Raw genomic sequence first — 16,408 nt, 5'->3', positions numbered from 1 at the left:
AACTTTCATGGCACTGAAGAAGATCATGCGTGCTGCGCTGATCGGACTTGCCGTCCTGGCGAGCGCCGTCTCTTCGATGGCCGCCGAGGCGTTCAGCCTTCCCAGCCGATATTCCATCGACCTGAAGCCCGGATCCGACGTGAACCGCGTGATCCAGGTTCTGCAATCGCAGAAGATCAAGGTCGTCGGTTCGGCAGACATGCCGGACGGCCCTGCCGTCTGGATCGAGATCGATCCGAACAACCCGCCCAACGTCGCCGCGCTTCGGCCGATGCTGCCCGAGGTGCAGGCCTACGCCCCCGATGTCCCGCGCAAGCTGCTCGCGCTGGGCGCCGGCTACAGCGACGTGCTGCTGAACGGCGAGACGCTGCCATGGGGCATCCAGGCGGTGCAGGCGGCGCAGGTGCCTTTCGCCGGCAACCGAAAGGTCTGCATCATCGACACCGGCTTTGCGCGCGGGCATCCCGACCTTCAGACCATGCGCGTCGACGGCATCGACAAAGGGGCCGGCAAGTGGGATGGCAGTGACGGCAAGCCGCTGCACATGCATGGGACGCACGTGGCCGGCACCATGGCAGCCATCGGCTCCAACGGGCGAGGCGTCTCGGGCGTGATCCGCACCGGCAACCTGGATCTCTTCATCGTTCGCGCGTTCGGCCCTGATGCGACGTGGATCTATGCGGGCGAGCTGATCGCCGCCATGCAGGATTGCGCCGACGCCGGCGCGAACGTGATCAGCATGAGCCTGGGCAGCCCGTTCGCGAGCAAAGCCGAGGAGCGCATGGTCGCCAAGCTGACCCGGCAGGGCATCCTCCTCGTGGCTGCCGCCGGCAATGACGGAAACGCGCTGTTCCACTATCCCGCTTCCTACAAGGGCGTTCTCTCCGTCGCCGCGGTCGACAGCAATCTCACGCACGCGTATTTCTCGCAGTACAACACGCGTGTGCAGATCGCAGCGCCCGGGGTCAAGGTGCTCTCCACCGTGCCGGTGGGGACCGGTTTCACACCGCATCTCACCGTCGCGGGGGTCGAGCATGCAGCGCGATCATTCGAGGGTTCCGTGAAGACCACTGCAACGGGCCCCCTGGTGGACTTCGGAATCGGCGACACGCCCGACTTCTCCGTGGCCGGGAAGATTTGCCTGATCCGGCGCGGTACCAACCAGTTCTGGGAAAAGGTCGTGAACTGCGAAGGCAGCGGCGGTGTCGGTGCCGTGATCTACAACAACGCCCCGGGCGAATTCACGGGCACTCTCGGTCTGCTGGGTGCCATCACGAGCATTCCGTCGGTCTCGACCAGCGACGTCGTCGGGGCGACGCTGATGGGCCAACTGGGGCAGCTCGCGACGGTCAACTACACGGTTCACGACTACATCGCGTCCGACGGAACATCGATGGCCGTTCCGCATGTCTCCGCCGTCGCCGCGCTCGTCTGGAGCCACTTCCCCGGCTGCACGGCCAACCACATCCGCAACGCGCTTCGGCAGTCCGCACTTCGCCTGAGCACGTCAGGCGCGACCGACTACTTCACCGGAAGCGGATTGGTACAGGCCAAGGCGGCGTTCGACTATCTCGCGGCAAATCCGTGCCTCGGCAGCGGATCGCAGTACGTGGAGTGAGGAGCTACACAGCCTGCTCCGGCTCACAGGGGATGGAGAACCAGAATGTTGCGCCAGCATCCTCGTTCGGCTCCGCCCACAGGCGGCCATGGTGCCGCTCGATGATCGAGCGGCTGACGGACAACCCGATGCCCATGCCGCCGCTCTTGGTCGTGTAGAAGGCATCGAACAGGTTGTCCAGGTGCTGGCGGTCCAAGCCCACGCCGACATCGCGAACCGCCACCCGCACACGATCGTCCGCCTCGCGCTCGGTCGTGATCACCAGCCGTCGCGGACGATCGTCGACGCTGGCCATCGCTTCCGAGGCGTTGCGCAGCAGGTTCACGATGACCTGCTGGAGCTGGATGCGATCGCCGCTGACGGACGGCAGGTTCCCGGCCAGCTCCGGCTGAACGATCACGCGGTTGCGCTGAAGCTCGCCGGACGACAGCGCGAGCACTTCCCGCATCACCTCGTTCAGGTCCATGGACTCGAGCGCGAACTCCCGCTTGCCGAACAGCGCACGCAGCCGCGCGATCACGTCCGAGGCGCGGCTGCCGTCGCGAAGGGTCCGCCTCGCGGTCTCGCGTGCGCCCTCGACATTCGGCGGGTCCGCGTCCAGCATGCGCAGGCACGTGCCGGCGTTGGTGACGATGCCCGACAGCGGCTGGTTGATCTCATGGGCAATCGACGCCGACAACTGCCCGATGCTCGCGACACGGTTCGCATCGGACAGCCGAATCTGCACCTCGTGGTATCGCCGCTCGCTGTCGCGAGCGGCCTGCTCCGCCCGCTTGAGCTCGGTCAGGTCCAGAACGAAAGCCACGCCCTCGTCCCGCACGCCATCGAAGAGCGCCCCACCGACCAGGACCGAGACGCGTGAGCCGCCCTTCCTGAACAACTCGCGTTCGTGCGGCTGGACCGCTCCGGCATCCCTCACCTGGTCCACCAGTCGCGCGTCCGGTGGCGTGAGGTCGGTCCAGCGCACGCGACCGGAGAGCAGTTCCTCGCGATCGTGCCCAGTGATGCGCAGGAAGGCCTCGTTGGTGTCGACGACCCGGCCATCGGCATGCCAGATGACGATGCCGATGATGTTCGAGTCGACCAGCCGCCGAACTCTCGCTTCGCGCTCCTGAAGATCGCGATACAAGCGGGCGTTCTCCAGCGAGATGGCCGCGTCGGAGGCGAGCAGCTTCAGCAGCGCCATCCGGGCGGGCGTGAAAGCGCCCGGCGTCAGGTTGTTCTCCAGATAGATCACCCCGACCAGCCGGGTCTGCTTGAGCAACGGCAGACACACCACCGAATGGGCCCGGTGACGGCGCAGGTACTCGTCGTCCGAGAACGGTTTGTCAGCCGAGGCGTCGTTCAGCAGCACGCTCTCTCGGGTGCGCACGACATAGTGGAACACCGACTGCGGCAGGTCGGCGGGGGTGATGTCCGATTCGCGCAGCGCCACTGTCACCGCATCGCTGCCGATGCGGGCTTCGGCCTCGATCCTGTACGCATCGCCTTGGGGAAGGATCAACAGGCCTCGCTCCGCGCCCGCATGCTCCAGCGCCAGGCGCATGATCATGGCGATCAGCTTGTCCAGGTCGGTCTCGGCGGTCACCGCCTGCGAGACCTTGAGCACAGTGGACAGGTCGAGGTGCTCGACGGGCGTCTGCACCGTGCGTGTCGGATCCGGGCGCGCGTCGTCATCCCGCAGGTACGGATACCGATCGTCGAGTTGCCGCACCTTGCCGTCGGCTCCCCATTGACGATAGCCGTGCCGGGCATCCCTCATGTACGCCTTCGCGATCCGGTCGAATCCGCGGGCCGCGTAGAAGCGCGCGGCGAGCTCTGTGGCCAGTGCCTCGTTGTGAACGAAGCCGTTCTCGCGCGCCGACCCGATGGCTCGGTCGTAGAGCCGCATGGCGTCCGGGTCACGCCCTTCGATGCGGGCGATCTCCGCGGCGAGCAATGCGGCGCGATTCTTGAAGTTCTCGGGGCAATGCCCCGACCACTCTTCGATCTGCCGGTGATGCTCGCTCAGTGCCTGCACGTGCTGCGGGCGTTCGTCGGCGGAAACGGAGTCGCACGCCGCGGCATGCGCGAGCGCGCTGTAGAACGCGTGCTCGGCCATCTCGATGACGGCGGGCAACACCGACATCAGGGGTTGGGCCTGGCTCGACGCCTCCAGGGCCCCCGCCCAGTCCCCGGCAAGAAGGCGCGCCTGCAGCGTCCGTACCCAATAGGCGAATGCCGAGAACGGCATGACCTTGTGGTTCGCGAGACCTTGCTGCATCGACTGCTCGTCGTAGCGTTCGTCGGCGAACGCGCCGAACCGCGGCGTCACGCCACGCAGGTTCCGAATGAACGCTGCGTGCATGCTGGCGAGTTCGATCGCCTGGGTCCATGTCGACCTTCGGCAGATCTCCAGGGCAAATTCCGCCTCCTTCTCCACCTCGGCCAACGGCTCGCCCGCCACGAGCAGGTTCGAGACGAGCGCGCAACTGCATGACGCAGCCATGTTGCGATCGCCGGACTGGTCCGCAAGGTCGAAGGCGCGGCGGATCAGATCGCGGCAATCTGCGACGTGCTGCGCCCAAGGCAGGATGCGCATGGCAAAGGCAAAGCAGACATTGACCCGGATTCGCTCGTACCCCTTGCGTTCGGCCAGCGCCTGACCCAGTCGACCGAACGCAAGACCGGTTTCGAAGTGGCTGGAGGGCCAACCGGGCAAGGCCGCGACATAGACGTAGACATACGACGAAACATCGCAGTGTCCTTGCTCCAGACTGAGTTCGATGGCCGCGCAGACGACCACCCCCATCAGGTTCTTGTCAGTGTGCATCGCACTGGGGAGCATGCCGGCCAGCAGATCCATGGCTGCTCGCGCCGCGGGATCGGTCATCGGCGGCAGCTGCGCAAGTTCCTCGATCGAGCGGCCGACGAGCTTCGCGCGGATGCGGTCCAGGGCAGCCTGGGCCTGTTCGTTCGTCGGATGCAGGGGAATGTCCAGCCCGGCGTCGCGCAGGCACGAGAGACACTCGGTGATGCTGCGGTCGGTCTGCCCGAGGCCGAAGTGGACAGCCGCCAGCGAGAAGACCGCCTTTGCCCGCTCGACGAGATTGGCGGCGCGCAATGACAGCGCGACGAAGCGTTCTTCGGCAGCGGTGCCGTCACCCGTCTGGTACTCGCATTCGGCTCGAGAAAGCTCCAGCTCGAACCTCAGGTCGTGCCGGCGCAGCCAGCCGTCGTCGCCCAGCAGCGCGGCGCCCGCGGTCAGATAGGTGAGCGCCGAGGCCAGCGCACCCGCCGCGTGGGCGCGCTTGCCGGCGTCCAGGTTGAGCTCGGCCAGCTCGTCCCGCTCGTCCTGCGAAGTGAGGAGGCTGGAGCCGCGGTTGAGCTGCCCGACGATGTCGAAGGTCGCTTGTCCGCGTGCATCCCTCAGCAACCTCCCGATCCGCAGATGCGCCTGCGCGCGCCGTTCCATCGGGATGAGGGAATACGCCGCCTCCTGGACACGGTCGTGCACGAAGCGATACGAGTCCTCCGACTGGACGACCAGCTCCAGGCGGAGTGCTTCCCACAGGTCGGCATGGAGCTCTTCCTTGGACGACCCGTGGACGAGGGCAAGGATGGAGGTCCCGGCGACGTTGCCGAGGCAGGCGAGCTCCTCCAGTGCCGTCCGCGTGGCCTGAGGCAGCCGGCTCAGCTTGCCGACCATGAGGTCCGCGACGTTGCGCGCATAGGCCATCCCCTGCAGCTGCCTCATGTCCCAGGACCATCGGGACGCGCCGAAGTCGAAGGCGATGGCCCCCTCCTCGGCCAACGCATGCATGAACTGGCTTGCGAAGAACGGGTTGCCGGCCGTCTTCTGGTGAACCAGTTTCGCGAGCGACATCCCGTGCTGCCTCTCGCACAGAAGGGCATCCGCGACGAGCTGTCCCAGGTCGTCATGGCTCAGGGGCGCCAGGGCGATCTGCTGCACCTCGGCCCCGGACTCCCGGATGGCTTCGAGGCTGCGCGTCAACGGGTGCACCGCATCGACTTCGTTGTCCCGGTAGGCACCCACCAGCAGCAGGTGCTGCTTGTCGGGCTGGACCAGCAGATCCTCCAGCAGGTCGAGCGTCGCGCCATCGAGCCACTGCAGATCGTCGAGGAACAATGCCAGCGGATGGTCTGCACGTGCGAAGACGCCGATCAACCGCCTCAGCGCCAGCTGGAGGCGCTTCGCATTCGCAGGCGGAAGGTCGACAAGCGGCGGCGGTTCTCCGATGACGAATTCGAGCTCGGGAACGAGCTCGACGACAAGCGCCCCGTTCGGATCGAGGGCTTGGCGAAGCTCGTCTCGCCACCGGCTCAGCTGCGCCTCGGGCATGCCGAGGAGATGCCGGACCAGGCTCTGGAACGCCTGTGCCAAGGTGGCGTAGGGGGTGTCGCGCTTGAGCTGGTCGAACTTGCCCGATGCGAACAGCCCGCGCGAAGGAACCAGCGCCTTGTGCAGTTCGTTGACGACAGAGGACTTGCCGATCCCCGGGTGCCCGCTGACAAGCACCAGCCGCGGCGCGCCGCTCGCGACGACATCGTCGAAGGCGGCGAGCAAGGCGCCGATCTCACGCGACCGCCCGTACAGCTTCTCCGGGATCAGCAGCCTGTCAGGGGTGTCGTGCTCCCCGAGCGTGAACTCGCCGATCGAGTGTCGAGTGTCCCACTCATCGAGGCAGCGTCGCAGGTCCCGCTCCACTCCCGTGGCGGTCTGATAGCGCTCCTCCGGCGTCTTGGCGAGCAGCTTCATGACGATCGCGGAGACCTGCGGAGGAACATCGCCGAGGCGTACCGTGGGCGGCACCGGCTTTCTCGCGACATGGCAGTGCACCCACTCCATCGGATCGGAAGCCGTGAACGGAAGGCTTCCGGTGAGCGCTTGATAGAGCGTGACGCCCAGTGCGTAGAGGTCGCTGCGCGAGTCGATCGAACGATTCATCCTCCCGGTCTGTTCCGGCGCCATGTGCGAGAGGGTTCCCGCGATCAGCTCGGGCGGCTCCGGCGACCGGCGCTCGCGCGGAAGACGCGACGCGACGCCGAAGCCTGTGAGCCACACCTGCTGGCCCGCAGCATCGACGACGATGTTGGCCGGCTTGATGTCCTTGTGGACGAGGCCGCGTTCGTGCAGCCGGCTCACGGCCGCCGCCAGGGCAATGGCGAGCCGCAGGAATCGCGCGGTGTCCATGGGCAGCCCGAGCAGGCGATCCAGGGGCTCACCGCCGTGGTATTCGAGCACCAGGGCGGTCTGCCCGCGCTCGCGCACCAGCTCCAGCGGACGCAACGCCCAGGCGCCGTCGAGATGGTCCTTCAGTGCGTATTCGTGCGAAAGACGGCTGACGCTGGCAGGCGCGGGGTGCTCGGCGGCGGGCAGCACGGTGATGCAATCGCGCCGCTCGCCCTTCATTCGCCAAAACCGGCGCTCGCCGTCCTCCCACAACACATGGGAACGGCCATCTTCACCGCCAGCGTCGCGCCAGTATGGTCGGTTCATTGCGGACCTCGCTGTCCGGAACCTTCGCCGCCCTCATCGTGCGGCCACGGGCATTATCTCCGTCATTCCGCGTGCCAGAGCACGCTCGCAACCGCACCGAGGATCGCCACGACGACGCCGATGGCGACGGGCCAGGCCGGGAGCGCGGAGTGCCGAGGCCGTTCGATCGCCGCGGCATAGTCCGCGCCGCGCATCTTCTCGCCGGACCGCCGGCTGAATCGCTGCGTCGTCGGCCAATCGTCATCGTCCGGACCCTCACCCGCGCGTTGGCGCCGGAAGTCGACTTCGATGACAGGCATGCAAGGCTCCCGACTTGCGTTTACGCGAGGAGACGGTCCTGCTGGAGCGGCGAAGGGCGCGCAACGCCTCGATCGCTGCGCACCAGCGCGATGTGCGTGGCAAGGAAGTACGCTTCCGCGGCATGCTGCACGAGCAGCCAGAACAGGGGGTCATGGCCGCGCAGGCCGGCGGAAGGCGCGCCGCGCTCCAGCAGCCGGAGCACCAGATGTTGCTGCCGTACCGGCAGGTCCTGGAAGGCATCGCCGCAGCGAGCCATGCAGTGGCGCTGTACGGCGGCGATGCCGCGGCGGTAGGTGCTCGCGACTTGCGCCGCAGTGAGCCGCAGCTCTTCGGCACCGAGGTCGATGGAAAGCTGCAGCACGCAATCGTCTCCGGTCCGCAGACGCTCGTCGACGTACTCCGCCCCAGCCGAGGAACGCCAGCTGTCGTCGTCGTGCTCGGGCAGCAGGCGCGAGAAGGCGCTGTTCACGAACCGCGCCTCGTCGTCGCCGAGAAACGCGTACCGTGGAAACGATGTCGTGCCGACGTGCATGCTGGGGCCTCTTCTGCAACCCCGTAACCGTAAGGTGGCCGCACAGGATCTGCATCTGTCCAAAGGCGGTGCGTGCTCTCCTCCGAGTGAGCGTTGATGCAACGGATCGGGCAGCGAACACTGGGCCATGAACGCGAGCCCGTCCGAAGTCGTCAAGCAGCCCTCCAACCGCAAGAACTGGCGCAGCAAGCCCCACGCCGTCATGGAGCGCTTCGCAGGGGTCGCGGCCTACCTGATGCAGGGCCCGCGAAGCTGCCGCGAGCTCGCGGGACGTCTGGGCATCGCGTACAGCGGCAACAACCTCGTCACGCTGCTCGACGTGATGCGCGAAAAGGGCGTGGTTCACGTCGCCGGATGGAGGCACACCGGTCCGAACGGAACGAGCAAGCTCGTTCCGCTGTACGCCTGGCAGCCGGCGCCGTTCAGGTTGCCCGACGAGCCGAAGCCCCAGCGCAAGCGCAACGGCCGAAAGACTCCGGAGCAAGACGATGCACCTGCAGTGGTCTGAAATCCTCTGGCTCGAGACCATGCTGCCCGTGCTCGCCCTCGGGTGCTGGGCCCTGCTGCGCAAGCGCGCCGTGCGCGCTGGTGGCCGGGCACTCCAATTCCTCGCGCGCAACGCATCCACCCGGACGCCGCCATGGCACCGCTTCGTCGCGCCGGCACTGCTGTTCGGCGTGCTCGCGCTGCTGATCGTCGCGGCCGCCCGGCCGTCGGCGATGCTGACATTGCCGACGCGCCAGCAGACCCTCATCCTGGCGATGGACATCTCGGGGAGCATGGAGGCGCCGGACGTGGCGCCCAGTCGTATCGCCGCCGCGCAGCAGGCGGCCAAGGCCTTCGCCGCGCGGCTGCCGCGCCATGTCCGCGTCGGCGTGGTCGCCTACGCGGACGACGCTCAGCTCGTGCAGCCGCCGACCGCGCGGCGCAACGACGTGATGGCCGCCATCGACCGATTGCAACCGCAGCAGGGCACTGCCATCGGCCGCGGCATCCTGGTCGCGCTGGCGGCGGTCTTCCCCGGAGAGAATCTCGATGCACAGGACGCGCTTGCGCGCACACGCAAGCCGGCGCGCAGCCTCGGCGGCGAGGGTCGGAGGACGGCGCCCGAGGGCTTGGCTGCGGTGCCGCCGGGTTCGTACTCCGCGGCGGCCATCGTGCTGCTGACCGATGGACAGAACACCGCAGGCCCCGAGCCGGTCGAGGCCGCGCAGCTCGCCGCGAAGCACGGGGTGAAGGTGTACACGGTCGGGTTCGGCACCAAGGAAGGCGTCGTCATGGGCGACGGGGTCAACATCGTCGTGCGTCTCGACGAGGATGCGTTGAAGCAGGTCGCCGAGCTGACCCGCGGCGAATACTTCCATGCGGACAGCGGCACAGAGCTCGATCGCGTCTACGCCGGCTTGCACAGCAAGCTGGTGATGGAGATGCAGGACATGGAGGTCACGTCGCTCTTCACGGCAGGCGCAGCAGCGCTGCTCTTGCTTGCGACGGCGATCTCAGTGTGGAAGAACCAGGGCATGTGACTCGCAGGCGGCTGAACTTTTCCTGAAGTTGTGCCGCGAATCAGAACAGCTGCCCGATGCACGTGCGGCGCAGCGTACAGCCAGCGTCACTTCGCGCGAATGGCGCACGCCTCGTGCCTTGCGCTCGATCACCAGGCGAGGCGGTAGCCCGCGCCATACATCGCCACGATACGCAGCGCTTGCCCATCCCGCGGCACGACTTGCTGCAGCTTGCGGCGCAGCTCATACGCGTGCTGTTGCACCGCGCGCTCGGCGCTCGCGTCGACGCGGCCGCAGATCGCGTCGCAAAGCGTCTCGCTGGTCACCACCTGGTTGCAGCGCTCGAAGAGCAGGCGCGCCAGCGTGAGCTCGCGCGGCGTAAGCCGCACCTGACCTCCTGTCGAGTACAACACGCCTTCCGCGAGAAGCAGCCTGTACGAGCCGACCGACAGCATGCGCTTCTGTGACCCTCGCAACTTGACGCTCACGCGTGCGATCGCGCGCTGCACCAAGTGCTCGGTTGCCCGCTCGCAAGTGATCGCATAGTCGTCGGCGCCAAGCAGCAACGCGCGCGAGATGCTGGCGGCACCGCCCTCGCCGACCACAATGAGCGCGGTCTGCGCCGCGAACTTCGGCTGCAGGCGCGCAAGCCGTTCATCGAGGCGCGGCGCAGTGTCATCCACCATGATCGCGGCGAACGCCTGCACCGCTTGCGCCGCGACGAGCAGGTCGAAGGTCGCAAACGAAACCACCTCGATGCCCTGGTCGGTCAATGCGCGCGTGATGCGTGCGTGCGCGCTGGTGTTCGCGAAGAGCGTAGCGATCCTCATGGGGCTCCAGAGACAAACCCGCAGTGGCAAGCAACGGCGATGCCAGCACGCTCACTGCCAGCGAGTGACAAACTTGGTGTCGTCCACGGCGATCAGCCGGTCGAGACGCAAGGTCTCGCCGGTGCTGATCCAGAGGTACTCCGCGCCATGGCGGCTGAAGACGTCGACGATGGTCGCGCTGCGGTGCTGCAGCGTGCCTGCGTCGTCGACGAACCGCACGCGGACCACCTTGCGCGTCGTTGCGGCGGCTTCGAGGACATCGTGGAAGTCGCAGCTGATCGGGTTGTAGCGGGCCACGTCGGTCATGAGAGTCCCTCAGGCGATCTCGAACTGGACGTCGACGTTGCCACGGATGGAACGCGAGTACGGGCAGGTCTGGTGGGCGGTTTCCACGAGCTGCTTTTTCACGGCCGCATCCAGGCCCGGCAAGCTGACCTTCAGCTTCACGCCGAGGCCGTAATGGGCTCCGCCGCCGGTCTTGCCCAGCGACACCTCGGCGCCGATGGCGGTGTCACTCGGCAGCTTGATGCCCAGTTGCTTGCCGGCGATCTCGATCGCGCCGATGAAGCAGGCCGAGTAGCCGATGCCGAACAGCTGCTCGGGGTTCGTGCCGGGTCGGTTGGTGCCCGGCGTGCTGAGCTTGACGTCGATCGCGCCGTCGCTGGAGCGGCCAGCGCCTTCGCGGCCGCCGGTGGTGTGGGTGTGCGCCGTGTAGAGCACCTGGTCGAGCTTGTTGGACATGATGGTTCCTTTCGTGAATGGATGGGTGCGGAGACGATCAACGAGTCGTGGCGAGCGTGGCGACATCGGCCGTTTCGCCGCGGCGCTGCGCGATGGTTTGCACGAGCGACGCGAACTCCGGCGAGGAGCGCATCGCGGCATACCGGGCCGAAGCCACGCGATGCTGGTGGCTGAACGGGTCCGTGGCGTCGCCACGTTCCAGCTCCGCCAGGCCGGAGCGGCGGTAGATCTCCAGCTCGGCCAGGACTTCGGCCCTGCTCCTCGACGAAAGGAGGCTGGCGTCGTTGAACTTCGTCCAGACGTCGGGCGTGGCTTCCTGCGCCATCGTTGTGCTCACGCCGACTGCGGCGACGAGGGCTGCGAACAAATGCTTGGTGCTCATGACGGTTCCTCGGTTGGGTGCAATGCTTCGTGACCCGAAGCGGTTCCTTCGCCGTCTGCCATGTCATTGATACGGGTGATGCGGCGCGATCGGCGATGTCGTCATTGCAACGGCCGGCTGTATCGGCCATGTGTCGGGCGACGCGGAGATTTGGATGCGCATGTGTGCAGCGCGTTCGCTGACACAGTGCAATACACAGTTGCCAGTGCGCGCGATGGCGCGGGCGCCGAGCGAAAAGTATTGTTGGCTTCAGGCGGGCGGATACACAGGAATACGCAAAGCGCCCACGGAGCCTCCTGCGCCACCTATAACCCAAGCCATGCGAGTGCCTCGCACTTCGCCACGAGTCTGTTCCACCTGGAGGGCCTCATGGGCCACGTCGCCATTTCCCACGCCACCTCTCACGTCCCCCGCTGCGACAGGGGATGGCGCCGCCTGCTGCCGCAGTCGCTGTTCTCGCGCGTGACGCTGATCATCGTGCTGGGGCTGGCGATCGCGCAGGCGCTGGCATTCATCTCGATCCGGCATGAGCGCGGCATCGCGCTGCGCGAGCTGATGATGGCCGGCATCGAGCGCGACATCGCAAGCTCGATCGCCATCCTCGACCGCCTGAACGCCGACGAGCGCGCGAGCTGGCTCGGCAAGCTCGCGCGCCGAAACTACCGCTTCACGCTGGACGGCGACGTCCAGGGCCCGCCGCCGCACACGGCGTCCGCGAGCGAGTTCGCCAAGGCCTTCGTGGAGGCGCTGCGACCCTACGCAGCCCTGAAAGTCGCGCAGGTGGCCGAGGGCCACGACGGGTTGCAGATCCTCGTTCGCCTCGCCGACGGCTCGCCGATCGTCGTGCATGCCCGGCGCGTCGAAATGCCGGTGTCGGCCTGGGTGATATGGATCCTGCTCGCCCAGCTGATGGTGCTGGCCGCGTGTGCCTGGGTGATGGTGCGGCTCGTCACGCGTCCGCTCGCACGGCTGGCCGCGGCGGCCGACGGGCTCGGGCTCGACCTGAAGGCACGTGCGCTGGACGAGGCCGGCCCTAGCGAGGTCGCGCACGCGGCCCGCGCTTTCAACGAGATGCAGCGACGCATCGCGCGCTATACGGCAGAACGCGTGGAGATCCTCGCATCGATCTCGCACGACCTGCAGACGCCCATCACGCGCATGCGCCTTCGCCTCGACCTGATGGACCACGAGCAGGACCGCGCGAAGTTCCGCCAGGACCTGGATGCCATGCAGGCGCTGGTGCGCGAAGGCGTCGCTTACGCGCGCACGCTGCACGGATCCTCCGAGCCGCCCACACGGGTGGATGTCGATGCGCTGCTCGAGGCGATGGTCGCCGACTACGAGGATGCCGGCCACACGCTTCGGCTGGAAGGCCGCGTCGGCGAGGCGATCGTCACGCGCCCGCATGCGCTGCGCCGCATCCTGACGAACCTGGTCGACAACGCGCTGAAGTTCGGCAGCGATGCGCTCGTGCAGGTGACTCGCAGCGCGGACCGCCTCGTGATCGCCGTCATCGACAACGGGCCCGGCATTCCGCCCGACCAGCTCGATGCCGTACTGCAGCCGTTCTATCGCGTCGAGAGCTCGCGCAACCGCAGCACCGGCGGCACCGGGCTCGGCTTGGCCATCGCGCACCAGCTGTCGATGGCTTTGGGCGCCGCGCTCGAGCTTCGCAATCGCAGCGAGGGCGGGCTGGAGGCCCGACTCAAGATGAGCGCAACGTCCGCCCCGCCGCCCTGACCCCTCGCCTCCACGCTCCTCCCCTTCAACCCCGAGTCCCTGCCATGCTCACCCTCCTCATCGCCTACCTGGGCGGCGTCCTCACCATCCTCAGCCCCTGCGTGTTGCCGGTCCTGCCTTTCGTGTTCGCAGGCACCGATCGTCCGTTCCGCTCCCATGGCCTGCCGCTGCTCGCCGGCATGGGCATCGCCTTCTGCGCCGCAGCGACGCTGGCGGCGGTGGGCGGCAGCAGCGCCATCGCGGTCCATCAGACCGGGCGCAGCGCTGCGCTCATCCTGATGGCCTTGTTCGGCATCGCGCTGATGCTCCCCGCGGTGGCCGAGCGGCTCGCAAGGCCGCTGGTCGCGCTGGGGCAGCGCCTCTCGCACGGCCAGCGTGGCGGCATCGCGGCGCCGTTCGTGCTGGGCGTCAGCACGGGCTTGCTGTGGGCGCCGTGCGCGGGGCCCATCCTCGGGCTCGTCCTGACCGCCGCGGCACTCAACGGCGCCGGTCCCGGCACGACGCTGCTGCTGGCGGCCTATGCCGCGGGCGCGTGCACTTCGCTGGCCGCGGCGCTGCTGCTCGGTGGCCGCGTGCTGCCGGTGCTGAAGCGCTTCCTGCGCGCTGGAGAGTGGGCGCGGCGCGGCGCAGGCGCGGCCGTGCTGGCGAGCGTCGGTGCGCTGGCCCTGGGCGTCGATGCGCAGCTGCTCAGCCGCCTGCCGGTCGACGTGACACCGGGAATCGAACAGTCGCTGCTCGAGAAGCTCGGCGCCGGGAAGCCGCATCCGCAAGCTGTCCAGACGTACGCGCCGACCGCCGCCGAAGCCGGCTTCCGGCGTGTCGTCGCCACGACGCAAGACAGGGGGCCGTTGAGTGCGCTGTCCGGCGCCACCGAGTGGATCAACTCCCCGCCGCTCATGCCGCAGGACCTGCGCGGCAAGGTGGTGCTGGTCAACTTCTGGACCTACTCTTGCATCAATTGCCTGCGCACGCTGCCGTACCTCAACGCGTGGGCCGAGAAGTACAAGGACGCCGGTCTCGTGGTGGTGGGCGTGCACACGCCGGAGTTCGCCTTCGAGAAGCTGCCGGCCAACGTGCGCCGCGCCACCGCCAACCTGCGTGTCGGCTATCCGGTCGTGCTGGACAACGACTTCGCCATCTGGCGCGCCTTCGGCAATCGGGCCTGGCCGGCTTTCTACTTCGTCGATGCGCAAGGCCGCGTCCGTCACCAGCAGTTCGGCGAAGACCAGTACGCTCAGTCCGAGCGCGTGTTGCAGCAGCTGCTGACCGAGGTTGCACGCGAGCCGCTTGCGCCGGGCGTGGTGTCCCCCACGGGTGAAGGCGTGCAGGCCGCACCGGGGCCGCGGCCGGCGCTGTCGGGGGAGACCTATCTGGGCCACGAGCGAGGCAGCGGCTTCGTGTCGCGCGACCGCGCCGTCCTCGGGCGTGTGCAGGCATATCGCGGCGCCGGCTCGCTGCGCGTCGACCAATGGACGCTACACGGCGACTGGACCATCGAGCCCGACCGCATCGTGCTGGCGCGGGCGCAAGGCCGCATCGCGTATCGCTTCCACGCCCGCGACCTGCATCTGGTGCTCGGACCGGAGGCCGATGGCAAGCCGGTGCGCTTTCGGGTGCTCGTCGACGGCAAGCCGCCGCTGAACGACCACGGCAGCGACGTCGACGCGCAGGGCAACGGCATCGTCGACGCGCACCGGCTGTACCAGCTCGTCCGGCAGCCGGGGGGTGGCAAGGAGTCGCTGTTCGAGATCGAGTTTCTCGATGCCGGCGCACAGGCTTACGCGTTCACCTTCGGCTGAGGACTGTCGTCATGCGAACCCGCATTCTTCTTCACATCGCGCTGCTCGCCGCTGCCGTCGCCCTTGCGGTGGCCGCGCAGTACTCCATCGCGTACCCGCGGCGCGGCGGCGACCTGCCGTCGCGCCAGCCGGCGCCCGAGTTCCACAGGATCGGGGCATGGTTCAACTCGTCGCCGCTGACGATGGACGAGCTGCGCGGCAAGGTCGTGCTGGTCGACTTCTGGACCTTCGACTGCGTCAACTGCCTGCGCCATCTGCCTCATGTGACGCAATGGCAGGAGAAGTACGGCGCACAGGGCCTGGTCGTCGTCGGCGTACACACGCCCGAGTTCGCGCACGAGCGATCGACGGCCAAGCTGCAGGAGGCGATCCGCCGTCTGCGCATCACGCATGCCGTCGCGCAGGACAACGACTACGGCACCTGGGACGCCTTCGGCAACCACTTCTGGCCGGCCGACTACCTGATCGACCGCAACGGCCGCCTGGTCTACATGCACCACGGCGAAGGCGACTACGGCGAGGTCGCCAAGCGCATCGAGGCGCTGCTGGCCGAGCCCGCTTCCATGGAGCCCTGAGATGCGCAAGCTGTGGATGGCCCTGTTCTTCCTGGCGGGCGGGATCTCGTACGAAGCGCGGCATCTGCCTGTCTGCGAAAGCGTTCCGGTGCGGCGCCAGACCTGGCCGGGCCGGCGACCCCGAGCTACTCCAGCCCCTCGACCGCCGACGAGAACACGTACCCCTCGCTGCGCACCGTCTTGATGTAGCGCGGCTCGCGGGCATCGTCGCGCAAGTGGCGCCGCAGGCGGCTGACCATCAGGTCGATCGAGCGCTCGAAGAGTTCCGCGTCGCGTCCCTGCGTCAGGTTCAGCAGCTGGTCGCGGTTCAACACCTTCTGCGGATGGTCGAGGAACACGCGCAGCAAGCGGTACTCGGCGCCGCTCAAGGGAATCATCACGCCGCCGGCGTCGATGAGATGGCGCGCCGTCGTGTCGAGCTGCCAATCGCCGAATGCCAGCTTCGTCGCCTCCTCGGTCGACCGCATGTTGGGGGGCAGCATGCGCGCGCGCCGCAGCACCGCCCGCAGCCGCGCCAGCAGCTCGCGCGCGGCGAAGGGCTTGGCCAGATAGTCGTCCGCGCCCATCTCGAGGCCCAGGATGCGGTCGGCCTCGTCGTTGCGCGCCGTCAGCATCAGGATCGGGATCGCCTTGTGCTTGCCGGAACGCAGGTCGCGGCACAGCGCGATGCCGTCCTCGCCGGGCAGCATCAGGTCGAGGATGATGAGGTCGAAGGTGCCATGCTCCTCGAGCGCGGCGCGCATGTGGCGTCCGGTGGGAACCGCGATCACGCGCATGCCGTTCTTCACCAGGTAAGTGGTGAGCAGCTCGCGGATCTCGCGGTCGTCGTCGACGATGAGGATGTGGTCGGAGGTCTTTGCGTTCATGGCCGTGCGCACCCATGCGC

The 16,408-nt window shown here is 67.7% G+C and carries 14 protein-coding genes; 6 read left to right on the top strand and 8 right to left on the bottom strand.

All coding sequences use genetic code 11. The features are described from left to right. The first annotated feature begins 7 nt into the window (after positions 1-7). Entirely contained in the window at positions 8-1,618 is a 1,611-nt protein-coding gene (locus P7V53_RS12700) for a S8 family serine peptidase (RefSeq protein ID WP_280155834.1), read from the top strand. A 4-nt stretch (positions 1,619-1,622) separates the two neighbouring features. On the opposite strand, the gene P7V53_RS12695 is transcribed toward P7V53_RS12700, so the two are convergent. The 3 genes from P7V53_RS12695 to P7V53_RS12685 form a co-directional block, all read right to left on the bottom strand. Further along, positions 1,623-7,031, bottom strand: a complete 5,409-nt coding sequence (locus P7V53_RS12695; RefSeq protein ID WP_280155833.1) for an ATP-binding sensor histidine kinase — start codon at positions 7,029-7,031, stop codon at positions 1,623-1,625. 149 nt (positions 7,032-7,180) lie between these two features. After that, complete coding sequence (locus tag P7V53_RS12690; RefSeq protein ID WP_280155832.1) at positions 7,181-7,417, bottom strand: hypothetical protein; 237 nt, start codon at positions 7,415-7,417, stop codon at positions 7,181-7,183. A gap of 20 nt (positions 7,418-7,437) precedes the next feature. Beyond that, a complete protein-coding gene (locus P7V53_RS12685) occupies positions 7,438-7,950 on the bottom strand; it encodes a gluconate 2-dehydrogenase subunit 3 family protein (protein WP_280155831.1) in 513 nt (170 codons plus the stop codon). A gap of 127 nt (positions 7,951-8,077) precedes the next feature. Between P7V53_RS12685 and P7V53_RS12680 the strand changes: the two genes are divergently transcribed. Together P7V53_RS12680 and P7V53_RS12675 are read left to right on the top strand one after the other, a co-directional pair. Further along, the gene (locus tag P7V53_RS12680; RefSeq protein WP_280155830.1) at positions 8,078-8,458 is read left to right on the top strand and encodes a hypothetical protein; all 381 of its coding nucleotides are present in this window, start codon (positions 8,078-8,080) and stop codon (positions 8,456-8,458) included. Beyond that, entirely contained in the window at positions 8,439-9,476 is a 1,038-nt protein-coding gene (locus P7V53_RS12675; RefSeq protein ID WP_280155829.1) for a VWA domain-containing protein, read from the top strand. The genes P7V53_RS12680 and P7V53_RS12675 overlap by 20 nt, the downstream gene beginning before the upstream one ends. Positions 9,477-9,604: 128 nt before the next feature. Here P7V53_RS12675 and P7V53_RS12670 read toward each other — a convergent pair whose 3' ends face one another. The 4 genes from P7V53_RS12670 to P7V53_RS12655 form a co-directional block, all read right to left on the bottom strand. Continuing rightward, complete coding sequence (locus tag P7V53_RS12670) at positions 9,605-10,228, bottom strand: winged helix-turn-helix domain-containing protein (RefSeq protein WP_280155828.1); 624 nt, start codon at positions 10,226-10,228, stop codon at positions 9,605-9,607. Between the two features lie 108 nt (positions 10,229-10,336). Beyond that, positions 10,337-10,591, bottom strand: coding sequence for a hypothetical protein (locus tag P7V53_RS12665; RefSeq protein WP_280155827.1), 255 nt, complete (start codon positions 10,589-10,591; stop codon positions 10,337-10,339). Between the two features lie 9 nt (positions 10,592-10,600). Continuing rightward, positions 10,601-11,026 carry an organic hydroperoxide resistance protein gene (locus P7V53_RS12660; protein WP_280155826.1) on the bottom strand — a complete coding sequence of 142 codons (426 nt, stop codon included), beginning with the start codon at positions 11,024-11,026 and terminating at the stop codon, positions 10,601-10,603. Positions 11,027-11,063: 37 nt separating this feature from the next. After that, positions 11,064-11,408, bottom strand: coding sequence for a DUF4148 domain-containing protein (locus tag P7V53_RS12655; protein WP_280155825.1), 345 nt, complete (start codon positions 11,406-11,408; stop codon positions 11,064-11,066). A 369-nt stretch (positions 11,409-11,777) separates the two neighbouring features. On the opposite strand from P7V53_RS12655, the gene P7V53_RS12650 reads away from it, so the two are divergent. The 3 genes from P7V53_RS12650 to P7V53_RS12640 are packed head-to-tail and all read left to right on the top strand — an operon-like array spanning position 11,778 to position 15,522. Then, entirely contained in the window at positions 11,778-13,148 is a 1,371-nt protein-coding gene (locus tag P7V53_RS12650; protein WP_280155824.1) for an ATP-binding protein, read from the top strand. 44 nt (positions 13,149-13,192) lie between these two features. Next, positions 13,193-14,947: a cytochrome c biogenesis protein DipZ gene (locus P7V53_RS12645; protein WP_280155823.1), complete on the top strand. Its 1,755-nt coding sequence runs from the start codon at positions 13,193-13,195 to the stop codon at positions 14,945-14,947. An 11-nt stretch (positions 14,948-14,958) separates the two neighbouring features. Continuing rightward, a complete protein-coding gene (locus P7V53_RS12640; protein ID WP_280155822.1) occupies positions 14,959-15,522 on the top strand; it encodes a redoxin domain-containing protein in 564 nt (187 codons plus the stop codon). Between the two features lie 125 nt (positions 15,523-15,647). On the opposite strand, the gene P7V53_RS12635 is transcribed toward P7V53_RS12640, so the two are convergent. Further along, positions 15,648-16,388: a response regulator gene (locus tag P7V53_RS12635; protein WP_280155821.1), complete on the bottom strand. Its 741-nt coding sequence runs from the start codon at positions 16,386-16,388 to the stop codon at positions 15,648-15,650. Between the last annotated feature and the right edge of the window lie 20 nt (positions 16,389-16,408).

This window comes from Piscinibacter sp. XHJ-5 (assembly GCF_029855045.1).
Taxonomy (GTDB): domain Bacteria; phylum Pseudomonadota; class Gammaproteobacteria; order Burkholderiales; family Burkholderiaceae_C; genus Albitalea.
The sequence above is the reverse complement of the archived record's forward strand: the minus strand, read 5'-3'. Positions and strand labels throughout refer to the sequence as shown.

Excerpts from the sequence above, each read along its gene's own strand:
- P7V53_RS12680 (WP_280155830.1), top strand. The coding sequence starts at position 8,078 with ATGAACGCGAGCCCGTCCGAAGTCGTCAAGCAGCCCTCCAACCGCAAG.
- P7V53_RS12690 (WP_280155832.1), bottom strand. The coding sequence starts at position 7,417 with ATGCCTGTCATCGAAGTCGACTTCCGGCGCCAACGCGCGGGTGAGGGT.
- P7V53_RS12700 (WP_280155834.1), top strand. The coding sequence starts at position 8 with ATGGCACTGAAGAAGATCATGCGTGCTGCGCTGATCGGACTTGCCGTC.
- P7V53_RS12645 (WP_280155823.1), top strand. The coding sequence starts at position 13,193 with ATGCTCACCCTCCTCATCGCCTACCTGGGCGGCGTCCTCACCATCCTC.
- P7V53_RS12640 (WP_280155822.1), top strand. The coding sequence starts at position 14,959 with ATGCGAACCCGCATTCTTCTTCACATCGCGCTGCTCGCCGCTGCCGTC.
- P7V53_RS12695 (WP_280155833.1), bottom strand. The coding sequence starts at position 7,031 with ATGAAGGGCGAGCGGCGCGATTGCATCACCGTGCTGCCCGCCGCCGAG.
- P7V53_RS12665 (WP_280155827.1), bottom strand. The coding sequence starts at position 10,591 with ATGACCGACGTGGCCCGCTACAACCCGATCAGCTGCGACTTCCACGAT.
- P7V53_RS12655 (WP_280155825.1), bottom strand. The coding sequence starts at position 11,408 with ATGAGCACCAAGCATTTGTTCGCAGCCCTCGTCGCCGCAGTCGGCGTG.
- P7V53_RS12685 (WP_280155831.1), bottom strand. The coding sequence starts at position 7,950 with ATGCACGTCGGCACGACATCGTTTCCACGGTACGCGTTTCTCGGCGAC.
- P7V53_RS12660 (WP_280155826.1), bottom strand. The coding sequence starts at position 11,026 with ATGTCCAACAAGCTCGACCAGGTGCTCTACACGGCGCACACCCACACC.
- P7V53_RS12675 (WP_280155829.1), top strand. The coding sequence starts at position 8,439 with ATGCACCTGCAGTGGTCTGAAATCCTCTGGCTCGAGACCATGCTGCCC.
- P7V53_RS12650 (WP_280155824.1), top strand. The coding sequence starts at position 11,778 with ATGGGCCACGTCGCCATTTCCCACGCCACCTCTCACGTCCCCCGCTGC.
- P7V53_RS12635 (WP_280155821.1), bottom strand. The coding sequence starts at position 16,388 with ATGAACGCAAAGACCTCCGACCACATCCTCATCGTCGACGACGACCGC.